The organism is uncultured Tateyamaria sp. (assembly GCF_947503465.1).
Taxonomy (GTDB): Bacteria; Pseudomonadota; Alphaproteobacteria; order Rhodobacterales; family Rhodobacteraceae; genus Tateyamaria.
Genome location: NZ_CANNDN010000001.1, coordinates 484,900 through 506,035, shown reverse-complemented (window position 1 = coordinate 506,035; position 21,136 = coordinate 484,900). Strand labels below are relative to the sequence as shown.

General features: G+C 62.9%; 17 protein-coding genes and 1 tRNA gene. 2 read left to right on the top strand and 16 right to left on the bottom strand.

Annotated elements, in window-relative coordinates:
- Positions 1-24: 24 nt before the first annotated feature.
- Positions 25-1,332, bottom strand: a complete 1,308-nt coding sequence (gene hisD / locus Q0844_RS02570) for a histidinol dehydrogenase (RefSeq protein ID WP_299041776.1) — start codon at positions 1,330-1,332, stop codon at positions 25-27.
- A gap of 203 nt (positions 1,333-1,535) precedes the next feature.
- Positions 1,536-3,761 (bottom strand): NADP-dependent isocitrate dehydrogenase, encoded by a 2,226-nt coding sequence (locus tag Q0844_RS02565; RefSeq protein WP_299041774.1) that lies wholly within the window; start codon positions 3,759-3,761, stop codon positions 1,536-1,538.
- A 359-nt stretch (positions 3,762-4,120) separates the two neighbouring features.
- Between Q0844_RS02565 and Q0844_RS02560 the strand changes: the two genes are divergently transcribed.
- Positions 4,121-4,504: a hypothetical protein gene (locus Q0844_RS02560; protein WP_299041772.1), complete on the top strand. Its 384-nt coding sequence runs from the start codon at positions 4,121-4,123 to the stop codon at positions 4,502-4,504.
- 60 nt (positions 4,505-4,564) lie between these two features.
- A complete protein-coding gene (locus tag Q0844_RS02555) occupies positions 4,565-5,002 on the top strand; it encodes an ion channel (protein WP_299041770.1) in 438 nt (145 codons plus the stop codon).
- 3 nt (positions 5,003-5,005) lie between these two features.
- Here Q0844_RS02555 and Q0844_RS02550 read toward each other — a convergent pair whose 3' ends face one another.
- From Q0844_RS02550 to Q0844_RS02485, 14 genes are all read right to left on the bottom strand, one after another.
- Positions 5,006-5,560, bottom strand: a complete 555-nt coding sequence (locus Q0844_RS02550; protein ID WP_299041767.1) for a pyridoxamine 5'-phosphate oxidase family protein — start codon at positions 5,558-5,560, stop codon at positions 5,006-5,008.
- Positions 5,553-6,593, bottom strand: coding sequence for a lipocalin-like domain-containing protein (locus Q0844_RS02545; RefSeq protein WP_299041766.1), 1,041 nt, complete (start codon positions 6,591-6,593; stop codon positions 5,553-5,555). Before Q0844_RS02545 ends, Q0844_RS02550 begins: the two co-directional genes overlap by 8 nt.
- A complete protein-coding gene (locus Q0844_RS02540; RefSeq protein ID WP_299041763.1) occupies positions 6,583-8,952 on the bottom strand; it encodes an ABC transporter permease in 2,370 nt (789 codons plus the stop codon). The genes Q0844_RS02545 and Q0844_RS02540 overlap by 11 nt, the downstream gene beginning before the upstream one ends.
- Positions 8,949-9,620, bottom strand: a complete 672-nt coding sequence (locus Q0844_RS02535) for an ABC transporter ATP-binding protein (RefSeq protein WP_299041761.1) — start codon at positions 9,618-9,620, stop codon at positions 8,949-8,951. The genes Q0844_RS02540 and Q0844_RS02535 overlap by 4 nt, the downstream gene beginning before the upstream one ends.
- The gene (locus tag Q0844_RS02530) at positions 9,617-10,948 is read right to left on the bottom strand and encodes an AarF/ABC1/UbiB kinase family protein (protein WP_299041759.1); all 1,332 of its coding nucleotides are present in this window, start codon (positions 10,946-10,948) and stop codon (positions 9,617-9,619) included. The genes Q0844_RS02535 and Q0844_RS02530 overlap by 4 nt, the downstream gene beginning before the upstream one ends.
- 192 nt (positions 10,949-11,140) lie before the next feature.
- Positions 11,141-11,230 (bottom strand) — tRNA-Ser (locus Q0844_RS02525).
- Between the two features lie 57 nt (positions 11,231-11,287).
- Positions 11,288-12,007: an alanyl-tRNA editing protein gene (locus Q0844_RS02520; RefSeq protein ID WP_299041758.1), complete on the bottom strand. Its 720-nt coding sequence runs from the start codon at positions 12,005-12,007 to the stop codon at positions 11,288-11,290.
- Complete coding sequence (locus Q0844_RS02515) at positions 12,004-14,424, bottom strand: DUF3772 domain-containing protein (RefSeq protein ID WP_299041756.1); 2,421 nt, start codon at positions 14,422-14,424, stop codon at positions 12,004-12,006. Before Q0844_RS02515 ends, Q0844_RS02520 begins: the two co-directional genes overlap by 4 nt.
- Positions 14,421-15,455: a cysteine synthase A gene (locus Q0844_RS02510; protein WP_299041755.1), complete on the bottom strand. Its 1,035-nt coding sequence runs from the start codon at positions 15,453-15,455 to the stop codon at positions 14,421-14,423. The genes Q0844_RS02515 and Q0844_RS02510 overlap by 4 nt, the downstream gene beginning before the upstream one ends.
- Positions 15,456-15,509: 54 nt before the next feature.
- Complete coding sequence (locus tag Q0844_RS02505; protein WP_299041752.1) at positions 15,510-16,631, bottom strand: NUDIX domain-containing protein; 1,122 nt, start codon at positions 16,629-16,631, stop codon at positions 15,510-15,512.
- Between the two features lie 6 nt (positions 16,632-16,637).
- On the bottom strand, positions 16,638-17,078 hold the full coding sequence (locus tag Q0844_RS02500; protein WP_299041750.1) for a TrgA family protein: 441 nt from the start codon (positions 17,076-17,078) through the stop codon (positions 16,638-16,640).
- A gap of 18 nt (positions 17,079-17,096) precedes the next feature.
- Positions 17,097-18,305 (bottom strand): cyclopropane-fatty-acyl-phospholipid synthase family protein, encoded by a 1,209-nt coding sequence (locus Q0844_RS02495; RefSeq protein ID WP_299041749.1) that lies wholly within the window; start codon positions 18,303-18,305, stop codon positions 17,097-17,099.
- A gap of 76 nt (positions 18,306-18,381) precedes the next feature.
- On the bottom strand, positions 18,382-19,776 hold the full coding sequence (locus Q0844_RS02490) for a deoxyribodipyrimidine photo-lyase (RefSeq protein WP_299041747.1): 1,395 nt from the start codon (positions 19,774-19,776) through the stop codon (positions 18,382-18,384).
- Positions 19,777-19,875: 99 nt separating this feature from the next.
- The gene (locus Q0844_RS02485; protein WP_299041746.1) at positions 19,876-21,102 is read right to left on the bottom strand and encodes an aminotransferase class V-fold PLP-dependent enzyme; all 1,227 of its coding nucleotides are present in this window, start codon (positions 21,100-21,102) and stop codon (positions 19,876-19,878) included.
- Between the last annotated feature and the right edge of the window lie 34 nt (positions 21,103-21,136).

Here is a 21,136-nt window from a genome sequence, read left to right as displayed (position 1 = left end):
GGGGCAAGGGGATTGCGAAACGGCTCACCCATCGGCGCTGAGGTCGAAGTTTTCACCGGGGAAGTACTTGGCCAGGCGGACATCGGCAGCCCGGGCGTGCCCTTCCATCCCCTCAAGACGCGAGATGCGGGCCGTCGCCTCGGCCACGGGCTTGGACCCCTCGCGTGTGGCGCGCTGCCAGGTCACGATTTTCATGTATTTGTGGACGGACAGACCGCCGGTATAGTTGGCCGCGCCCGACGTCGGCAGCACGTGGTTCGTGCCCGACGCCTTGTCGCCATAGGACACGGTGGTTTCTTCGCCCAAAAACAACGAGCCGTAGCAGGTGAGCCGGTCCAGCCACCAATCAAGGTCGGCGGCCTGCACCGTCAGATGCTCGGGCGCGTATTCGTCGGAACAGGCGGCCATGTCCTCGCGGTCGGCACAAACGATCACCTCGGCATAATCGCGCCAGGCGGCGGTGGCGTTTTCGCGGTTCACCTCAGGAAGATCGTCGATCAGGCCCGGCACCATCTCCATCACACGTTCTGCCAGATCGCGGCTGTCGGTGACCAGCCAGACGGGCGAGTTGTAGCCGTGCTCGGCCTGGCTGACCAAATCGGTGGCCACGATATGTGCGTCGGCATCCGCATCGGCCAGGATCAGACTGTCGGTCGGGCCCGCGATCATGTCGATGCCCACACGGCCAAACAGGATGCGCTTGGCTTCGGCCACGAACTGGTTGCCGGGGCCGACAAGGATGTTCGCCTTGGGCAGACCAAACAAACCGAATGTCATGGCCGCGACGCCCTGCACACCGCCCATCGCCATGATCTTGTCCGCGCCACAGATATGGGCGGCGTAGACGATGGCGGGGGCAATACCGACGCCGGGGCGCGGGGGCGAACAGGCCGTGATGTGTTTGCAGCCCGCCACCTTGGCCGTGGTCACCGTCATGATGGCACTGGCCACGTGGCTGTAACGGCCACCGGGCGCATAGCAACCCGCCGCATCCACCGGGATCGCCTTTTGACCCGCGATCAGGCCGGGCACGACCTCCATCTCGACATTCGCAACCGTCTTTTTCTGTGTCTCGGCAAAGCGGCGCACATTGTCATGGGCGAACTGGATGTCCGCCTTCAGCTTTTCGGGAACAAGGGCACATGCGGCGTCGATCTCTTCGGGGGTCAGCAGGACATTGCCATCGTACTTGTCGAACTTGGCGGCGTATTCCAGCGCAGCCGCGTCGCCCCGCTGTTCAATATCCGTCAGAATGTCCGTGACGGTCTGATGTACGTCAGACGCCCCCGATTTCGAAGTTAACGTCGCTTTTTTGAGGTAGTCGCGTGCCATCGGGTGCCCTGATCCATCCGTGAGTTTGGCGCACGCTATTGCCAGGGCATGCGGTGACGCAAGGTCACGTGGGCCTGCATGGCGGACTTTCAAGAACAAACCGGCCCACCTTTCGAAAATCAAAAGGTGGGCCGGTTTCTTGTCTCAATATTGATGACTTTACAGGTGCAGCATTCACTTCCTGAATACCGCGCTTGCCCGTGTCACGCGTCGATCAGCGCGTTCAGCGTGACGGACGGCCGCATGACAGCGGCCACCTTTTCAGCATCCGTGTTGTAATAGCCGCCCAGGTCAACAGGGCCGCCGCGTCCGGCTTTCAATTCCTCTTCGATCACGTCGGCCCGCTGCGCCATAAGCTGCGACATTTCGCCAAACCGGGCAGACAGGTCGGTGTCGTCGGTCTGTGCGGCCAGCGCTTCGGCCCAGTAAAGCGCAAAGAAGAAGTGGCTGTCGCGGTTGTCGGGCTGGCCGACCTTGCGGCCCGGCGATTTGCCTTCGCCCAACAGCTTGATGATCGCCGCGTCTGCCGCGTCACCCATGATGGCCGCCTTCGCGTTGCCATGCGCCTCGCCAAAGAAGCGCAGGCTTTCCGCGATGGCGCAAAATTCGCCAAGGCTGTCCCAGCGCAAGTGGTTTTCTTCCACCAGCTGCTGCACGTGTTTGGGTGCGGACCCGCCTGCGCCGGTCTCGAACATGCCGCCGCCATTCATCAGTTTGACCACCGACAGCATCTTGGCCGATGTGCCGACTTCCAAGATCGGGAACAGGTCGGTCAGGTAGTCGCGTAACACGTTGCCGCTGATCGCGATGCAGTTGTCACCCCGCGTGATCACCTCAAGCGCGTGGCGCGTGGCGGCAGCCGGGTCCATGATGTGGAACGTGTCCGTCTTACCCTTCTCGGCCAAGATCGGTGTGATCATCTTGATCAGTTCCGCGTCATGGCCGCGCGTTTCGTCCAACCAGAAGACCGACGTGTAACCTGTTGTGGCTTCTCGTGAAATTGCCAGATCGACCCAATTCACAACCGCTTCTTTCCGGGTCGAGGCCATGCGCCAGATGTCGCCCTCTTCCACGTCATGGCTGGTCAGGACATCGCCATTGGCCGCAGTCACCGTGACCGTCCCGGTGGCGGATATTTCAAAGGTTGTCGGGTGCGAGCCGTATTCCTCGGCTTTCTTCGCCATCAGGCCGATGTTCTGCACGGTGCCCACCGTCGTGGGGTCCATCGCACCATTGGCTTTGAAGAAATCAACCGTCTCTGCATAGACCGGCGCGTAAGAGCTGTCGGGAATCACGCAGTTTGTGTCCCCCTCTCTCCCATCAGGTCCCCAGCCTTTGCCGCCTGCGCGCAGAACGGCAGGCATGGAGGCGTCGATGATCACATCCGACGGAACATGCAGGTTGGTGATGCCCTTGTCGGAATTCACCATGTACATCGGCGGCCGATCGGCCAGAACGGCGTCAATCTCGGCCTGGATGGCGGCCCCGTTCTCCATGCCGGCGATGACCTCCAGCATGGTGCCCAGTCCGGAATTCGGGTTGACCCCCGCCGCTTGGAGTTCGGCCCCGTACGTGTCGAACACCGGCTTGAGATACGCGCGCACCGCGTGCCCAAAAATGATGGGGTCCGACACCTTCATCATCGTGGCCTTCATATGCAACGAAAACAGCGTTCCGTCCGCCTTGGTGTCGTCAATGGCCGTGGCCAGGAAATCCATCAGGGCGGCGCGCGACATGTATGTCGCATCCACGATGGCGCCTTCCGGCATGTCGAGCCCGTCTTTCAGCACAGTCACGGTGCCGTCCGCCGCCTTGTGTTCAATCTTCAGCGCACCGGCCTGTGCAGCGCTCAGTGTCACGGATTTTTCGTTCGACCGGAAGTCGCCCGCGCTCATGGTCGACACTTTGGTCTTGCTGTCGGCGGTCCATGCGCCCATCGAATGCGGGTTGTCCTTGGCATAGGCCTTGACGGCGGCAGGCGCGCGGCGGTCGGAATTGCCTTCGCGCAAAACCGGGTTCACGGCAGACCCCTTGATCGCGTCATAGCGCGCGCGGATGTCCCTTTCCGCGTCCGTTGCGGGCGCTTCGGGGTAATCGGGGATGTCATAACCCTGCCCCTGCAATTCCTTGATGGCCGCCTGCAATTGCGGGACCGAGGCCGAGATATTCGGCAGCTTGATCACGTTGGCCTCGGGCGTTGTCACCAACGCGCCCAGGGCCGCCAGATCGTCGCTTTGGGCCTGGTCGGCGGTCAGACGTTCGGGAAAGGCTGCAAGGATGCGACCTGCGACCGAGATGTCGCGGGTCGACACGTCGATACCGGCGGCAGACACGAACTTGCGCACGATGGGCAGCAACGATGCTGCGGCCAGTTGCGGGGCTTCGTCGGTGACGGTGTAGATGATATCGGGTGCGGTGTCTTGGGACATGGGACAGTCTTTCGGTTGTTTCAGGCACGTTTGTTATGCGGTGCGCACGGTGCACCACTTCGGCACACCATCGTATACCGTGCAGATAGCCGCTCTGCCACAAAGGCTCAATGCCAGTCACGCAGGCGCGACAATTGTATCCGGTTTCCATCCGCGGCACGTCGATCCGCAACCAAGCAGCTGACCCGATCCTATCAGAATGGATACGGGATGCTTTCGAAATCCAATCAAAACGGGGCACAGTTCCGGTCTGGCAAAGGAACGCCGGGGCACAGGTGCCCGTGGGGTCCCTGGCAGATGCCTCAAAGTTTGCAAACTGCACAGTTGACCCACGGGGTTTTCGCCGCAATGCTCAATTCATGAGCAGAAAAAGAACAATAACCGTTGCAACGGTTGCCCTTCTCTCCACCCTGACGCCGGCACTGGCCCATGATGACGTGGCCTATACATTTGCGGAATGCGCGGGCCGGTTCTCGGCCGAGATGGAACATGCCTGGCTGATCAACGACCAAAGGGCGGACATGTTTGCAGCAGACCGCGCATCGTTCGTGGTGCTGACAACAGCGTCGATGCGCCCTGATGACGGGCGCGCCATACTGGGCCACCGGATCGAAGTGAAGCTGGCACATGCCGCGCTGTTGCAACAGGCGACCTTTGCCACCGCCCCGTCCCGCGCCCGCGCGGCGCGCGACACGGCATTGCGGCACCTCGCGGCCTGTCGGTCCCTGTTGTTGGGCAGCTAGGCGTCCACGGGCACCCCAACCGCGGTTGAGCCTTCGTGCCGGTCGCGTCAAAATGGGGCCATGACAGCCGCATCTCAAATCCTGCTGGGCAGTGCCCTACTGACCTTTTGCGCCCTGATCCACGTGGGGGTCGTTGCGATCATGGTCCCGTTGCTGTCACACGCATCCAGACGGCTGAACTATGCCCGCGTGCGGCTGCGAACCCTGATTCTGACCGGTCTGAGTGTGTTTATGCTGCTAATGGCGCACACGCTGCAGGTCTGGTCCTGGGCGGCGGCCTTTCTGCTGTTGGGGGCGTTTGCCGACTTCCCCACCAGTTTCTACTTTTCGACGGCGACCTATACGACCCTTGGATACGGTGACTTGCTGTTGGACGACGGGCTGCGCATCTTTGGCACATTCGCAGCGATCACGGGGCTCTTGACCTTTGGGATCAGCACGGCGCTTTTGATGGGGCTGGTGGTGCGACTGCTGCCATCCCTGAACACGGCGGATTAGGTGTCAGGGAGCAAGCCATGTGCCTGCCCACCCATCGGTCCGAACAAATGCCGCACGCCTGTGCCGCGCGCCCAGTTCCACCAGATCGATGTGATCTATGGCGCATCGAAGCACGGCAAACCGCGTGCGGTCGACCGGTTTGTCATAGGCATATACGTGATCAATCGGGAGGCCAGGATCGGGCACGGTCCCGTAGGACACGCGCGAGGCTGCGGGAACCTGCGCCCATGCATCGTCGACATGCGTGCCCGTCAGGATCGTGACCGTCGTGGTCAGTCGTATCTGCATATCCGCCCGCGGCACCCAGACATGCAGGGCCGCGCGGGGTGATGCGCGTAGCGCCGTAACCTTCGGCGTAACAAGATCGGTGTGTATTTCGACACAGCCCTCAGACCGGCTGGCGCGGCGCAGTGCAACTGTCCGCGCCTCGGGCACCCCATCGGGCGACACGGTGGCAAAGGTTGGATAGCGCGCGGGCGCGCGGCGGTCCGCCACGCCGCGTTGCAAATGCTGCCAGGCGCTGGCCAGAAACGCGGCCAGATCGTTTGGATCACTCATATCCCGTCATCTCCAGATACCCGACACCTGCGTGGCTTCCGCCAAGTGTCACGGGCCCTTCCCAATACGGAATGCTAAGCGGCATCCACGCGTTCGGGTTCAACGCCGACACGTCCAGATCGACGCCCCGGTCCGGCAGGCGGATCCGCCACGTGGTCGGGATGTCACGTCCGGCGACCTGGGTGGTGGTGATCGGGTCAGCGACAAAGGCCCCATCGGGATACGCCGTCGTGGTTCCATCCGCGTCGATCCAAGTCGACGCGGTGTAGCGGGTGCCGTCACGTTGGCGCAGCTGGAAGCCCATCATCTTGTCCCCGCTGTCAAAGGACAGCGAAAACCAGTCCCACCCCAGTTGGGTGTCAGACAGGGGTTGCGAGGACCATTCCCGGTCCAGCCAGGCCTGCCCGGTCACCTCGATCGGGCCGTCCGGCAACTGCAACACGCCGGTGATGCGGTAAAAGGGTTGCGAGTAGTAATAGCTCGCCTGCCCTTCGGCCGATTTCACCGAATAGCCGCCCTGCCCCTGAAAGATCAGCGGCCCCGTCGCCTCAAGCCTCATGTCATAACCAAAGTCGGTGCCCTGTGCGCGCAGCGTCAGCGCGTTCAGATCCGGCCCTTCCATGGCCCATTCATCGATCCACGCACGAAAGGGCGACACCTCGACACCCGCCAGCCCCACGCCACCCCGCGCAAACCGTTCGCTTGCGAAATGCGCGTCCGGCGTGGTGACGGCGGCATGCGCGAACCAGATCTGGGGCGATGCCCAGCCGTCCCGTTCCCCGGGCGCCAGCGCCGACCGGAACAGGGTCCATTGCAGCCCATACGCGGTGCCGTCCGCATCGGTCAGGTTGGCTGTCAGGTACCACCATTCGATGCGGTAATCGGGATGCGGCCCGTGATCGGCGGGGAAATCGAACTGCGGGTTCGGCGCAGGCACGGAAAAGCCATCGGCATCGGTGCCCAGGCCCGCAAATCCCTGTGCCAGTGCCATCCAGGGCCACATCACCAGGCACAAGATCAGCCTAACGCTCATGGGCAAATACCTTCAGCAATGCGTTGGGCGGGGTGCGCATCAGCCGCAGCGCGGGCCATGCTGCCGCCGCAATGGCGGCCAGAACCGCATAGACCCCAAGCCGGGCATAGTCAGCGGGAAACAGGAACATGGGCAACCGCCATCCGAACGCTTCGACATTGATGACGGTCAACAGCACCCAGGCCAGGCCCAGACCCACAGGCACCGCGCACAGACACACCACCACCGCAAAGACAACGCAGCGTATCACCTCCAACTGACCGATCCGGCGCCGCGTCACCCCCAGCGCCCAGACCGGCGCCAGTTGCGGCACGCGCAGGTCGGCAAGCGTCAGAAGGCTCATCAACATGGCAAACCCCGCCACGGCGAGGGTGAGGATATTCAGCGCCGCAGTCACGGTGAACGTGCGTTCGAACACCTGCAAGGAAAAGGCCTTGATCACCTTCTGATCGGTGATGGCGCTGTCCGGCACCCCGAATTCGGAGGTCAGGCGGGCCCTCAACCCGCCCGGATCATCGGTTCGAATGCCGAACTGGCGGGCGCCCACATCAGGGTGCAGGCTGCGAAACAGCGCCTCGCCGATCACCACCTGCCCCAGCGGATTGCCATAATCTGCCACCACTGCCGCAATGGGCAGGGTCACGCGCGCCGCAATCTCGACCGGGTCCCCCACCCACAGACCCGCGCGGCGGGCAAGCTGTTCGTTCACAATGGCGGCCTGTCCTTGCGCGACCTGATCCCACGTGCCGGGTTCAGCGTCCAGAAAGACCCAGTTGTCCCGATAAGTCGCGCCGACCCGTACACCAAACAGACGCGCCTGATGGCCTGCAACCTGCGTGTCGATGTTCAGCAGCGGCAGGATGTCGGCATCCAGCCCGGTCTCCAGCGCCGCGGCCCCGGCGGCGGAACTGACCTGGACATACAGTTCCGGCGCCAGCCGCTGGTCAAGGAAGGCCACAAATGTCAGTCGAAAGCTCGACACCATGGTCGCCACGCCAATGTTGGCTGAAATTGCAAGCAGCAGCGCCATCAACGCAAGGCTCAGCCCCGGCAGTTGCTGGCGCGTATCAGCCCAGAACCACCGCGTCACCGGCGATTTTGCCGACCGTTCCGCAACAGCCAGCAGTGGCCGGACCACCAGGGGCAAAGCAAGGGCAGCCGCGATCAGGAAGCAGCCCAACAGCACAAAGCCCGCCACCAGACCCGAGCCGAAGGCACCCAATCCGATGGCCGCACCCCCCAATGTCGCGGCACTCAGCGCCTGCACCGCTTGCGCCCGACCCGCTGTCATGGCCCAGGCCCGCGGCCTTGCACTGGCCAGCAATGGCATACGCGCGATCTGCCACAGCCGGATGGCGGCCGCGGCAAGTGCCCCCAGGACCGCAAGGGCCAGGCCTGACCCCCACCACGCCACACGGAATTGCAAGGTGCCCGCGACCTCGGCCCCGTAAAGCCCCCGCAACGTGACCGCGACATCCGGCAGCAGGGCGGCCGCCATGACATAGCCCAGCACAATGCCCAGCCCCGCGCCGATAAGTGCAAGGATTAACACCTCGACCAGCATCAACACGATAAGGCGCGGCAACGACACACCAAGGGCCCTCAACGTACGCACGACACTGCGCCGCTGTTCAAAGGCCAGGCCGATGGTGCTGTAGACAATGAACAGCCCAACCGCAAAGCTGAGCAATCCAAAGGCGGTCAGGTTCAGGTGAAAGCTTTGCGTCAGTTCACCCAGATCCGCTGTCTGGCTTGCGGATTGCAGCCGCAGACGGGGCGCGATTTCGGCCAGATCGGGTTGGCGTATCGGTTGGTCCGGCGACACCAGAAGGCGGGACAGGTCGTCACGCCCCAACAGCTGTTGCACGGTGCCGATATCTCCGACAGCCAGGCCCGGCGCGACGGACGGGGTCACAGACACGGCGGTGTCCCGGGGCAGCGCAGCCGCCGTTTCGGCATTTGCAAACAGCGCTCTACCGCTCAGCACGTCGCTCAACTGTCCTTGCCCGCCCATCTGCACCCCGCCAAAGCCGGCGGGTGAGGACAAGGGGTCCAGCCCCAAAAGGCGCACATCGCCCACACGCCCTTCGATCACTGGTGACACGATCCAGCCCGCGCGGCGTAGCGACACGAAATCCTGTTGCGCGATACTGTCCCCTGCTTCCGGCACAATCTGGTCAAACTGCCCGTCACCCAGGGTCGCGGCGGCGGCGTCATAGCTGGCGCGCGCTTCGGTATTGATAGCCTGAACACCGGACCAAAGCGCCGTCGCCAGCGCCAACCCGGCCAGAAACGCAAACAGTTGCAGCGGCGTGCGCCGCCAATGCGACAGCAGCGCCCCCATGCAGGCGCGGTTCATGCCACACGCCCCTGGCTCAGGTGCAGACGCCGGTCCATCCGGGCGGCAATGGTCGGGGAATGGGTGACCAGCAACAGCCCCGCGCCTGTCTCGGCCACAAGACCAAGCAGCTGGTCCAGAACATCCGCAGCCGTACCTTCATCCAGGTTGCCCGTGGGTTCATCCGCCAACAAAACCCTGGGACGCGCGGCCAAGGCCCGGGCAATCGCCACCCGTTGCTGTTGACCGCCCGACAGCGCCTCGGGATACTTGCGCAACTGGTCCGTCAGGCCCAGATGCTGCACCAGCCTGTCCGTGACAGCGGGGTCAAGCCGACCCGCCAACCGCGCCTGAAAGCCGATATTGTCGGCCACGTTCAGCGACGGGATGAGGTTGAACTGTTGAAACACCACGGCCACGTCCGTACAGCGCACGGCGGCGCGCGCGGCATCGCTCAGGGTCGTGATGTCTTGCCCCGCAACGCGGACCTGACCCGCATCCGCGTTTTCCAATCCGCCTGCGATATGCAAGAGCGTGCTTTTGCCGCTGCCGGATTCGCCGGTCAGCGCAAGCGTTTCACCCGCCTCAAGGCTCAGATCCACGCCCCGCAGGACCGGCACTGGACCATCCGCGCTGGCAAAGGATTTCTGGACGCCCCGCAGGTCCAGCACAGGGTCGGCGTCGGTCATTCCGCCTCCAGATAGGGGGCCAGCACGTCGGCGACCGGAACCCGCGCGCCAAGACGCGTGGCCAAAAGGAACATGCCTGCAAGCTTGCGCTGCACAAACAGCAGGTCCATGGGCACCGGCGGCGGCACAAACCCGTCCCGTGCCAGTGCCTCGCCCGCATGCTGCAACCGGCGCGACAGGTCCGAGGTCCGCAGGTCAAGAAAAGGCGCGTGGCGCACCGTGTCGAAGACCATCATGGTCATATCAGCGATGCGGGACCGGAACGCGGCGCTGAGTGTTTCGGGCACCAGACCCATAGCCGCCAGACGCAAGTCAACATCAGCGCGCGTCCCGGACATACCCGCCCGCATCAAGGCCCGAAAGTCTTGCGCAAGACCCGGTGGCACAGCACGGGTCGCCCCGAAATCCAACAGCACGATGCGCCCCGTATCTGCGTCGTACCGGTAGTTGGCAAAGTTCGGATCGGTCTGCATGATCCCAAACTCGAACAACTCGCGCAGCACCAGGGTACACAGCGCATGGGCCGCGGCGTCGCGGCTCTCTTGGCTGGCTGTGGTCAGGGTTTCGATGGGGTCGGACGGCACAAAGGTCATCGCCAGAACCTTGTCGGTGCTGAGCGGCGCATGCAGCGCAGGCACCACGAACCGCGGATCATCGCGCAACAGGTCGGCAAAATGTTCCAGATGACGCGCCTCGACGACGTAATCCGCCTCTTCATGCAGTTGCGCGCGGGCCTCGTCCAGGTAGGGGCCAAGGTCAAACCCCGCAGGCATCAGCCCCGACAAGCGGATCAGGCGGCCGATATTGGCAACATCGCTGTCGATGCTGCGGGCAATGCCGGGATACTGCACCTTGATCGCCAATGCGGTCCCGTCAGGGAGTCGTGCAGCATGCACCTGCCCGATCGATGCAGCCGCGATGGGGCGCACATCGAAGTGATCAAAACGGGCGCGCCACCCCGGGCCCCAGGCCGCGTCCAGCACATCACGCAACTGGCGCGGCGGCATGAAATCCGCATCCGCCCGCAATCGGGCCATGATGTCGGCGAGCGCGGGCGGCAGCACGTCACCGGTGTCCATGGATACCAGTTGCCCAACCTTCATCGCTGCACCGCGCATGCGCGCAAGTTCGTCCGCGATGCGGCGCATGTTGTCGGGTGTCAGCAACAAATCTCGGGGCACCGGGCGCACGCCCTGCCCCAACTGTCGCACCCCGTCGACGGCCATGCGCCCGGCCACCCCTGCGGCCAGCACGCCCATACGCCCCATCCGCGACACGCGCCGTGCGGGCACCGCAACCGGGCGGGACAGGTGGGAATGATCGGTCATGCGCCTCGTACGTCCTTGCCTGCGGCACAAGCTAAGCGGCGCGGCCGCGAAATCAATCGCATGCACAGCACGGTTCCGCGACATATGCGAGCATCAAGTCAAACCGGGGTGAGGTGGCGGAGACGTTCGGACAAAGTTCGAACTCAAGCCATCGCGCTCAAGTAGCCCGAGGCGGTCGCGCAATAAAAAGTATGGCGGACAGGAAGGGATTCGAACCCTCGAGACGGTCTCCCGCCTACGCACTTTCCAGGCGCGCGCCTTCGACCACTCGGCCACCTGTCCACCGCCGTCTCTATCGAATGAAGGCACGGGAGTGCAAGCGGGTAGCGTGCAAATTTTTCAGCTCTGAAGATGCAGATAGACGCGGCGGTTCATGCGCCCCTTCTTTTCGATCTTGCCGATGCGCAGCGCGCCAATCTCACCTGTGCGGGCGACATGGGTGCCCCCGCAGGGTTGCAGGTCCACCGTCTCGGCCCCCGTACCAATCCGGATCAATCGGACCCGCCCGGTGCCGCGGGGCGGCTTGACCGACAGCGTCTTGACCAAAGAGGGGTTGGACGCAAGGTCGGCCTCGGTGATCCACTCGGCACTGACGCGTGTGTCATCCGAGACGAAACCGTTCAATGCGGCCTCGATCCCGTCGCGATCGTCGGGCGCATCCGCCATGTCGAAATCCAGCCGCCCACGGCCCGCACCAATCGACCCGCCCGTCACACCAAAAGGCAACGCCACAGACAGAAGATGCAACGCCGTATGCACGCGCATGTGGGCATACCGCCGTTCCCAATCCAGTGATTGCGCCACCTCGGTGCCGATGGGTGGCAGCGCACGTGGCTCTGCCGGCACAAGAACGACCTCGTCGCCCTGCCCCTTGACGGCGGTTGCAATCTGCAATGCACCGCCCGACCAGCCAAGTGTGCCGCTGTCGCCGGGTTGGCCGCCACCGGTCGGGTAAAAGATGGTCTGATCCAGAACAATCCCGCCTTCTTGCGTATGACCTGTCACCACGCCGGTCGCATCGCGCATATAGGCGTCATCGCGAAACAAGGGGGTCGTCATCGTCCATCTCCATCACCCTCACCGTCGTCGGTCGGATCATCCCGCTCCATGTCGCCGTGATCCATGTGGGCCTGCGTGGCCGCAGGCGCGGATGCAGCAGGCGCGGCCTGGGTGGCGTGCAGCACCTCGGGATTGCGCAGCCAGACATCGCGTTGGGCGAACGGGATCTCGATGCCTTCCTGCTCGAACCGCTCGGCGATCTGGTGGTTGATCTCGTTCTTGACCGCAAGCATCCAGTTCACATCGCGCAGGATGATCCGGATCTCGAAATCCAGACTGTCGGCGCCAAACCCCATGAACAGCACCGCGGGCGGCGGGTTTGCCAGTGCCATGGGATGGGCATCCGCAATCTCTTTAAGGATACGTTCCACCCGGCGGGTGTCCGTGCCATAGGCGACACCCACCGGCACGATCACGCGCCCCACGGTGTTGCCACGGGTATAGTTGGTGACGGTGCCCGAAATCAGATCGGCATTGGGCACGATCACGTCCGTCCGGTCAAAGGTCTCGATCCGCGTCGACCGGACCGAGATGGACCGGACATAACCCATCTGCCCGCCAACCTCGATCCAGTCGCCTTCGGAAATGGGGCGCTCGATCAACAGGATGATACCAGACACGAAATTCGACACGATGGTTTGCAGGCCAAATCCGATGCCAACGGACAGCGCGCCCGCCACGATGGCCAGGCTCGACAAATCTATTCCGGCCGACGTGATGGCCAGCAATGCGGCCAGGAAGATACCGACATAACCAAGGCCGGACACAATCGCGACCTGACCACCGGGATCGATGCGCGTCTTCGGCAGGACGGATGTCTTCAGCGCGTTTTGAACGGCACGCGTGATGACATAGCCAATGGTGAAAACGATGATCAGGGTGAAGAAGCTGCCGGGCGAGATCGTCATGTCGCCAATGGTCAATCCGCTGCGCAGTGTGGCCCAGACCTCGGTCAGGTCGGTCACCCGCGCGCCCCAGATCAGCGACAGGGGGATCAGCGCAATCAGCACGATCAGGAAACTGATCAAGGTCGGGATCAGACTATCGCGTGCGCCCTCTGCCTGGCTGAGCGATGCATAGACGTCGCGCACCAGCCCTTGCAGCAACACAACCGTGCCGATCAGGGCCAGGGTCAGGATCATCGGATAGGTCAGGAACTTGGCAGCGGTCCCGAAACCCAGGGCCGCCAGGATCGGGGCAACAAGGCCGACGGCAATGATAATCCGCCCGATGGTGCCGACTATCCGGTTGCCATATGACGTATCATCCTCGCTCTCTTCTGCCCGTTCGCGCATGCGGCGCCGCAACAGCCACCCCAGGCGCATCAGGATCAGCGAGGCGACGCAGATCAGCGGAAAATTCAGAACCGCGTCCGAAGCAACGTCATACCGGTCGAAATCCGAAAACGCGCGCAACACCTGGTACACGCCAAACACAAGGGCCAGAATGATGGCGTAAAGACGCCCCTCGGCCCGGCGATCATCCGGAATGGCAAGGGGGGCATAAAGCCCGTCTTCCTTGGGAAACAGACGCCCCGCCAACCACCGCGCAAAGAACAGGACAAGCCCGGCAATCTCCAGTGAATCGAGCAGCATATCACCGCGCGCGCCCAACAGTTCAGACGCGCGAATGGCCCGGATAAAGGCAAAGAGGCCAAGCATGGGTAGAACGATCTGGCCCAAGGACACGAAAAAGCTGGCAACACGCGCGCTGGCGCTGTTGTCGTTGCGCTGAATGCGCGCCGCCAGCAGTTCCGACCAGTACCGCGACCGCGCCAACAGCACGACACCGACCGCCAACAGCACCATGATCAGCGGCAGGTTGTCGCTGGCGTTGGCCCGTCGCGACGGGTTGCCCCAGGACTGCCGTGCGCCTGCGGCCACGCCCACAATCGATTCCTGCATGTGCCGCCACGCTTCGGACCAATGGGCCGGATTGACCGGCCACGGCCCCATGTTCAACAGTGCATCGGTCTGCCGCGCGCGCAGAATCCCGTCAATCTCTGCGATGATACCATTGGCCCGGCTGAACGCTTCTTCGGCTGTTCTGCGCGGTGTGCTCAGCCGTTCCAGCTGTGAATTCAGCTCTGCACGCCGCGCAGCGATTTCCGTGGCCTCGGACTGCCCCTCTTCGGGCGCGGGTCCAAGGGCTGCAATCTGATCGCGCAAGGTTTGCAGGCGGCTGTCATTCGCGTTCAGTTGCGCCTGAAACTGCAATCGCCACTCGGCCACCTCGGCCCGCAATGTTTCGAACGCCGGATCAGATGCCTGCGCGGCTTCGACCGCCGTTTCCGCACGGGTCGCCGTGTTTTGCCATTGCTCGTAATCGGGGCCGCCGTTCTGTGCGGCACCGAGTGTTGCAAAAAGCGCCAGACAGACCGCAAGGAATGCCGCACGCAGCCAGGACAGACGCATCATACGTCCTCGAACACGCCCGGGATGCTGGACGGGGCCTGATCCAGCCACTCGGGCACGGGCAGGCCTTTCTCTCTGAGGAAGTCGGGGTTGAACAGCTTGGACTGGTAGCGCGTGCCAAAGTCACACAGGATGGTGACGATGGTATGGCCGGGCCCAAGGTCCCGCGCCAGCCGGATGGCGCCCGCCACGTTCACGCCGGACGATGCGCCAAGGCACAGCCCTTCGTGCTCAAGCATGTCAAAAACAAGCGGCAACGCCTCGGCATCCGGGATGTTGTAGCTGAAATCGGGCGTGAACCCTTCCAGGTTCCGCGTGATGCGCACCTGCCCGATACCTTCGGCGATGGACGAACCTTCCATCGCGATCTCGCCCGTGGTGTAATAGCTGAACAGGCCCGCCCCATCGGGATCGGCCAGCCCGATCTTGACGCCCTTGGGCTGCAACACGTCGGCCACGCCCGCCAAGGTCCCACCAGAGCCCACCGCACAGATAAAGCCATCAACCTTGCCATCGGTCTGTTCCCAGATCTCGGGCCCGGTGGTTTCGATATGGGCCTTGCGGTTGGCGACGTTGTCGAACTGGTTGGCCCAGATCGCGCCATTCGGCTCCGTCTTGGCAAGCGCCTCGGCCAGACGTCCGGAATAGCGCACGAAATTGTTGGGATTGCGATAGGGGGCGGCGGGCACCTGCACCAGTTCCGCCCCGGCAAGGCGCAGCATGTCCTTCTTTTCCTGGCTTTGGGTTTCCGGGATCACGATGACCGTCTTGAAGCCCATGGACGCGCCGACCAAGGCCAGCCCGATACCGGTATTGCCTGCGGTGCCTTCGACAATCGTGCCGCCGGGACGCAGCGCGCCACTGGCAACGGCGTCCTGAATGATCGACAGCGCGGCGCGGTCCTTGACGGACTGGCCCGGGTTCATGAACTCCGCCTTGCCCAGGATGGTGCACCCCGTCTCTTCGCTCGCCTGTCGCAGCTTGATCAGGGGCGTGTTTCCGATGGCCGCAGCCAAATCAGACGCATAGCGCATGGGGGCATTCCTTTTCCAAGTTACCCGCAGATGTAACGGTGCGCGTATCCGACCTCAAGCCACGTCCGGCGCGCGCGCACCCTGCACGCGTGCACGGTGGTGCGCCAGCCAATAGGTCAGCATGGCCAGCGGCGTATTGGCGACCCGCCGGTCATCGGCCAGCGCCAGCAAGTCATCAAACGCCATGAGGTGACTTCGGATGTTCTCCCCCTCCGCCTCTTCTCCGCCAATGCCTGTCGCATCATCGGGCAGATCGCACAGCCCAACGAACAGGTGGAAAAAATCCGTCGCCGCCCCCGGCGAGGCATAGCATTCGCCTGCAGGCTCCAGCCGGTCAAAGGTCAGGCCCGCCTCCTCCGCCCCTTCGCGGCGGGCAGCCTCTTCCGGCGTCTCGCCCGGATCAATCAGACCCGCCACCGGCTCCATCTGCCAGCACACCGGGTCGTTGCGGCCAATCGGGCCCATCCGAACCTGTTCGACCAGCAGGACACGGTCCCGCACCGGATCGTAGGGCAACACGATAGACGCATCGCTGGACACAAAGACGGCCCGCCGCAACGGCCCTGACATCCCGCCCCCGAAGATTTCGTGGCGTAGCACCATGTCCTCAATGGTGAAGAAGTCGCTGTACGCCTTGGTGCGGGCAGTCATGTCGACACGCCCGTTCAACACGTCCTGCCCATGGCGTCCACGCCGCGCCAGAACCTTGCTCCAGGCGCGGGCCCGAATGCGGGGGAACCGGGCGGCCAAATCCGCAACCGACACACGGCCATAGCCCGCCATGACCTCTTGCGCGGCAAACAGGTTCATCTCGGCCCAGCGGTCTTCCCACGCATCGAAATCCCACCTGGATTGCACCCGCGATACCGATGGACCCGGCACATAGACACGGCTCACGGCCCCGGAGTCCAGGGTCACAGGCTCCAGATCATAGTCGAACCCACCCTCGTAATAGTTCAGGCGGGCGATATCCTCTGGTCCAAGGCCGCGCACCAGAACACCATGCACTTCATCGTCGGCATCCGGCGTCAACACCGGGTACAGCCCATCAGGCGACGACAACACCGCATAGCCGCGAAGGACATCCGCCACCACATCCACGTCACCCGGGCGGCCCAGCACGCAGTCCAGCAAGGGCACATGCCGCAGCGTGCCATAGAAAAACAAGGTGTCCATCGGGCCCTACCGCCAGTTGCGCCAGGCGATTTCCGTCACCACGCCGGTGATCACCCCGCCAATCAAAAGCGTTGCCCAGATCGGGATCGTGGCCATCAGCAGCGCCCATTCGGCCCCGATCTGAAAGATATCCACCAACGCCTCGAACGCGCCGTCATACCGGTTCTTCATGGCGATGCGGACCATCTCGTTGCAGGACTGAATGAACAGGCACCAGAACACCATCACCACCGGTCCCGTCAGACCGACATTGATGGCTGACGTCATTCCCCGCCCGGCCCGCGTGCCGATGACCATCCACCCGGCAATCGCACCCACAGCCACATTCACATAGGTAAACCAGCCGAAATTGGTGTCTTCCTCGAACAGGGGCATGATCATGCCGGACACGATAAAGGCCAAAAGCCCAAGGCCCACAGCGGCCACCAGTTTGGCTGCGTCAGGCATAGGAAAGGTCCGTCATATCTATCCAGGTCGTTTGATGGTGATCTGCGTTACATCGCAGTTGGCACTTTCGAACGTTGCCGCGCAAGAGGTCAGGTAAAAATTCCACATCCGGCGGAATCGGTCGTCAAACCCCATGGCAGCGATCTGATCCCACTTCTGGTTGAATGTCTCATGCCAGCGCCGTAGCGAGATGTTGTAGCTTTGGCCAAACTCGACGGACCGTTCGATGCCCAGACCGGCCTTGGTGATCTGCTGGCGCAACACAGAGGGGCTGGGCAGCATGCCGCCGGGAAAGATGTATTTCTGGATAAAGTCGACACCGCGCTTGTACACCTTCCAGCGCCGGTCCTGCACCGTGATGATCTGCAAGGTGGCGTTCTTGCCCGGCTTCAGTCGTTCCTTGACCGTCTCGAAATACACGGGCCAGTACTTTTCGCCCACGGCCTCGAACATCTCGATGGACGCAATGCCGTCATAGGTGCCACGCTCGTCGCGGTAGTCCTGCAACTTGAAATCGACAAGATCGGAAAGCCCTGCCTTTTCAATGCGGTCCTGGGCGAACTTGAACTGTTCCTCGCTGATGGTCAGCCCGGTGACCTTCAGCCCGCGTTCCTTGGCCGCGTATTCGGCAAACCCGCCCCAGCCACAGCCGATTTCCAGAATATGGTCACCCGGTTGCGCGCCCATCTGGTCCACCATGCTGGCATATTTGGCAATTTGCGCAGCCTCGTGGCTTTCCTGTCCCGTCTCGAACAGGGCGGACGAATAGGTCATCGTGTCGTCCAGCCACAGGCCGTAAAAATCATTCCCCAGGTCATAGTGATAGCTGATGTTCTTGCGCGCCTGTTCGCGGTGGTTGCGTTGCAACCAGAACCGGAACTTTTCGAACTTGCGCACCAGGCCCATGCCGGGAAACCCGTCATAGATGTCGTCATTGTCCGCATGCACCCAATCCATGAAGGCCTGCAAGTCCGGCGTGCTCCACCACTCGTCCAGGTAGGCATCACAAAAGCCCAGATCGCCCTCGCGGATCAGTCGGGCAAACAGATCGTCATTGTGGATATGGACTTCGGCCACCGGTCCGGGGTTCGGTCCCTCGGCCCGAAACTGCCGTCCGTCCGGCAGAACAAAGTCCACGCGGCCAGTATTCATCCCCTGCGCCATGTCAAAGACACGGGCAAAATAGCGTGGCAAGCCCGTCTGGCCGTCAGTCGTTGTCAGGATCATGCGGTTTCCCCGTTTCGCATTTGTGTCAAGTTAGCTTGACAGTGTGCGTCGTGCAACCATGCGCACGCGCTTGTTATCAGAAATCGCGGTTTTCATAAGCACTTAGCGCCCGTTTGCGGCCCGCGTCCGCCGGCACGATCGGATGTGGGTACGTGTCATCCGGTGACAGGTTCCAGGCGCGCGGGATGGCTTTGAAATAGGACAACGCGGCATCTGCCGGGTTGCGGCGGTCTTCGGCGATCCACTGGCTGACATAGTCCCGGTTCTTGTCAAACTTGTCGAGTTGCGTCACCGGGTTGAACACGCGAAAATAGGGCGTCGCATCCGGCCCCGACCCCGCCGACCATTGCCAGCCCATCGCGTTGGCAGCCGGGTCCCAGTCGATCAGGCAATCGTCAAACCAGGCCTGCCCGACCTTCCAATGGGTCATCAGGTGTTTGCACAGATACGAGGCCACGATCATCCGCCCCCGGTTGTGCATCCGCCCCGTCACATACATCTCGCGCATGGCGGCATCCACGAACTGAATGCCGGTGCGCCCCTGTTTCCACGCAGTCACCTGCGCGGTTTCGTCCGTGTTCCAGGGAAAGCTGTCCCAGTCCTCTTTCCAGTTCTGGTCGAGGATGCGCGGGGTGTGGTGCATGAGGTGATAGGCAAACTCGCGCCAGACCAGTTCCTTCAGAAAGGTCCCCGCGCCGGCCTTGCCTTCGTTCAGGGCGCGCACGCCCGCATGCCAGCATTGATGCGGGCTGATTTCGCCAAGTGCCAGGTTCTCGGACAGGTTCGATGTGCGGTCTTCTGCGGGGATATCGCGCCCCGCATCATAGGTGGCCACCTTGGACGCCATGAACGCCCCCAGCCGCGACTGCGCGGCGCTTTCACCCAGACGCACATAGGGCCTCACGACCTCGGCCCCACGGTTCATCCCGGCCCGCAGGTTCCAGTCGCCCGGGTCTTCGCTTGCGGGCCAGGTGTCCGGGGCAGAAAACCCGCCCGGCGTGGACAACGGCGCGTCCACCTCGCGGTTTTTCACGGATCGCCAGAAGGGCGTGTAGACCTTGTAGAACCCGCCGGTCTTGGTCTCGGTTGTCCAGGGTTCGAACATCAGGTGCCCGCCATAGCTGCGCGCATCCACGCCCTGGTCCTTGAGCGTCGCCTTGATCGTGCTATCGCGGTCGACGGCCTGCGGATCATAAAGCCGCGACCAGTACACGGCCCCTGCCCCAGTCTCGTCGATCAGCTTTTGCAAGACGGTCAGCGCCTGACCCGACCGGAAGATCAGCCGGCTGCCCTTGCCTTCCAGCGCTTGCGCCAGGTGTTCCACCCCAAGGCCCCAACGCCATTTCGGTGCAGCGCCCAGGTCATCCACGCTCTGATCTCGTATAACCAAAGGGATAACGGGGCGACCGCTGTCGCAAGCCGCCTTTAACGCCGGATGGTCGCTCAGCCGCAGGTCGCGGCGAAACCACATGATAATCGGTGTGCTGCTCAACGCCCCGCCCTCTTTTCTTGTTCAGAGATTACGTAGCGCGAGGCGGCTTGGATCAAGCTGTCGCAGGCTGCCCTTGCGTCAAAGAACAGCGTCGAGGGCGGAAAGGAGTTGATCGATTTCGGCATCATTCGTGTAATGCGTGAAACTCAGTCGCAGAACACCCCGGTCCGGGTCCACCCCCATGGCCTGCAAGGCCCGCACGGCATAGAAGTCTCCGCCCCCTGCCATGATCCCTTGCCGCGCCAGCTCGGCCGCCACGGCCACCGGGTCGCGGCCGAGATCAAGCGCCACGGTGGGCGCACGCACCGCGGCGTCGGTCGGGCCGATCACGCGGACGTCGTTGCGGTCCCTGAGGGCGTCCATCACGCGGGTTAGCGCTTCGATTTCGCGGGTGCGCATCAGGTCGTGTACGGTTTGTCCCCGCGGGGACACTTGTGTGCCACCCCCACCCATATGGTGATCGTAAAGGGCGTCTACATAATCTGCCATACCCGCACAGGCGGCAACCTGCGCATGGTCGGGCCCGGCGGGCGTGAACCGTTTGTACAGGCTGCCCGCGTTGAAGTAGTGCCCCTGGTTCGGCAACAACTCTCCAAGCGTGCGGCGGATCACCATCAGACCCTGATGGGGGCCATAGGTCTTGTAGGCGGAAAACAGGTACACATCCGGTCCCAACGTTCCCACATCAGGAAAGCCATGCGGCGCATAGCTGACGCCATCCACGCAGACAAATGCACCGGCAGCATGGGCCAGGGCCGTGATCTCGGTCACCGGATTGATCTCTCCGATCACGTTTGAACAGTGCGGGAAGCAGACAAGCCGCACCTTTTCATCGAGGATGTCTTCCAGCGCTCCGGGATCCAGATGGCCGGTGCCGGGGTCCACCTGCCATTCGCGTATCTCGAATCCGCGTTCCGCCAGACGGCGCCACGGGCCTGTGTTGGCTTCGTGGTCCTGATTGGTCACGACGATGGCTTCGCCGGGCTGCATCATCTGGGCAAAGGCCTGTGCCAGAACATAGGTGTTCTGGGTCGTCGAAGGGCCAAAGCTCAGCTCGTCCGTGTCAACACCCAAGAGGGCTGCCATGCGCATGCGCGCCTCGTCCATCTCCTCGCCGCCCAGGCGCGAGGCGTCATAGTCGGCATAGGGCTGCACCTTGCGCTGCGTGTAGAAGCGGAACAACCGGTCAATGACCTGCCTGCAGGTATAGCTGCCGCCCGCGTTTTCGAAAAACGCCTGCCCCTGCAAGGACGGTTCGGCAAAGGCCGGGAACTGGGCCCGGACAAATTCAATATCGAGGGACATGGGCGCACCTTCTGCAATTGCCCCCAGATTAAGA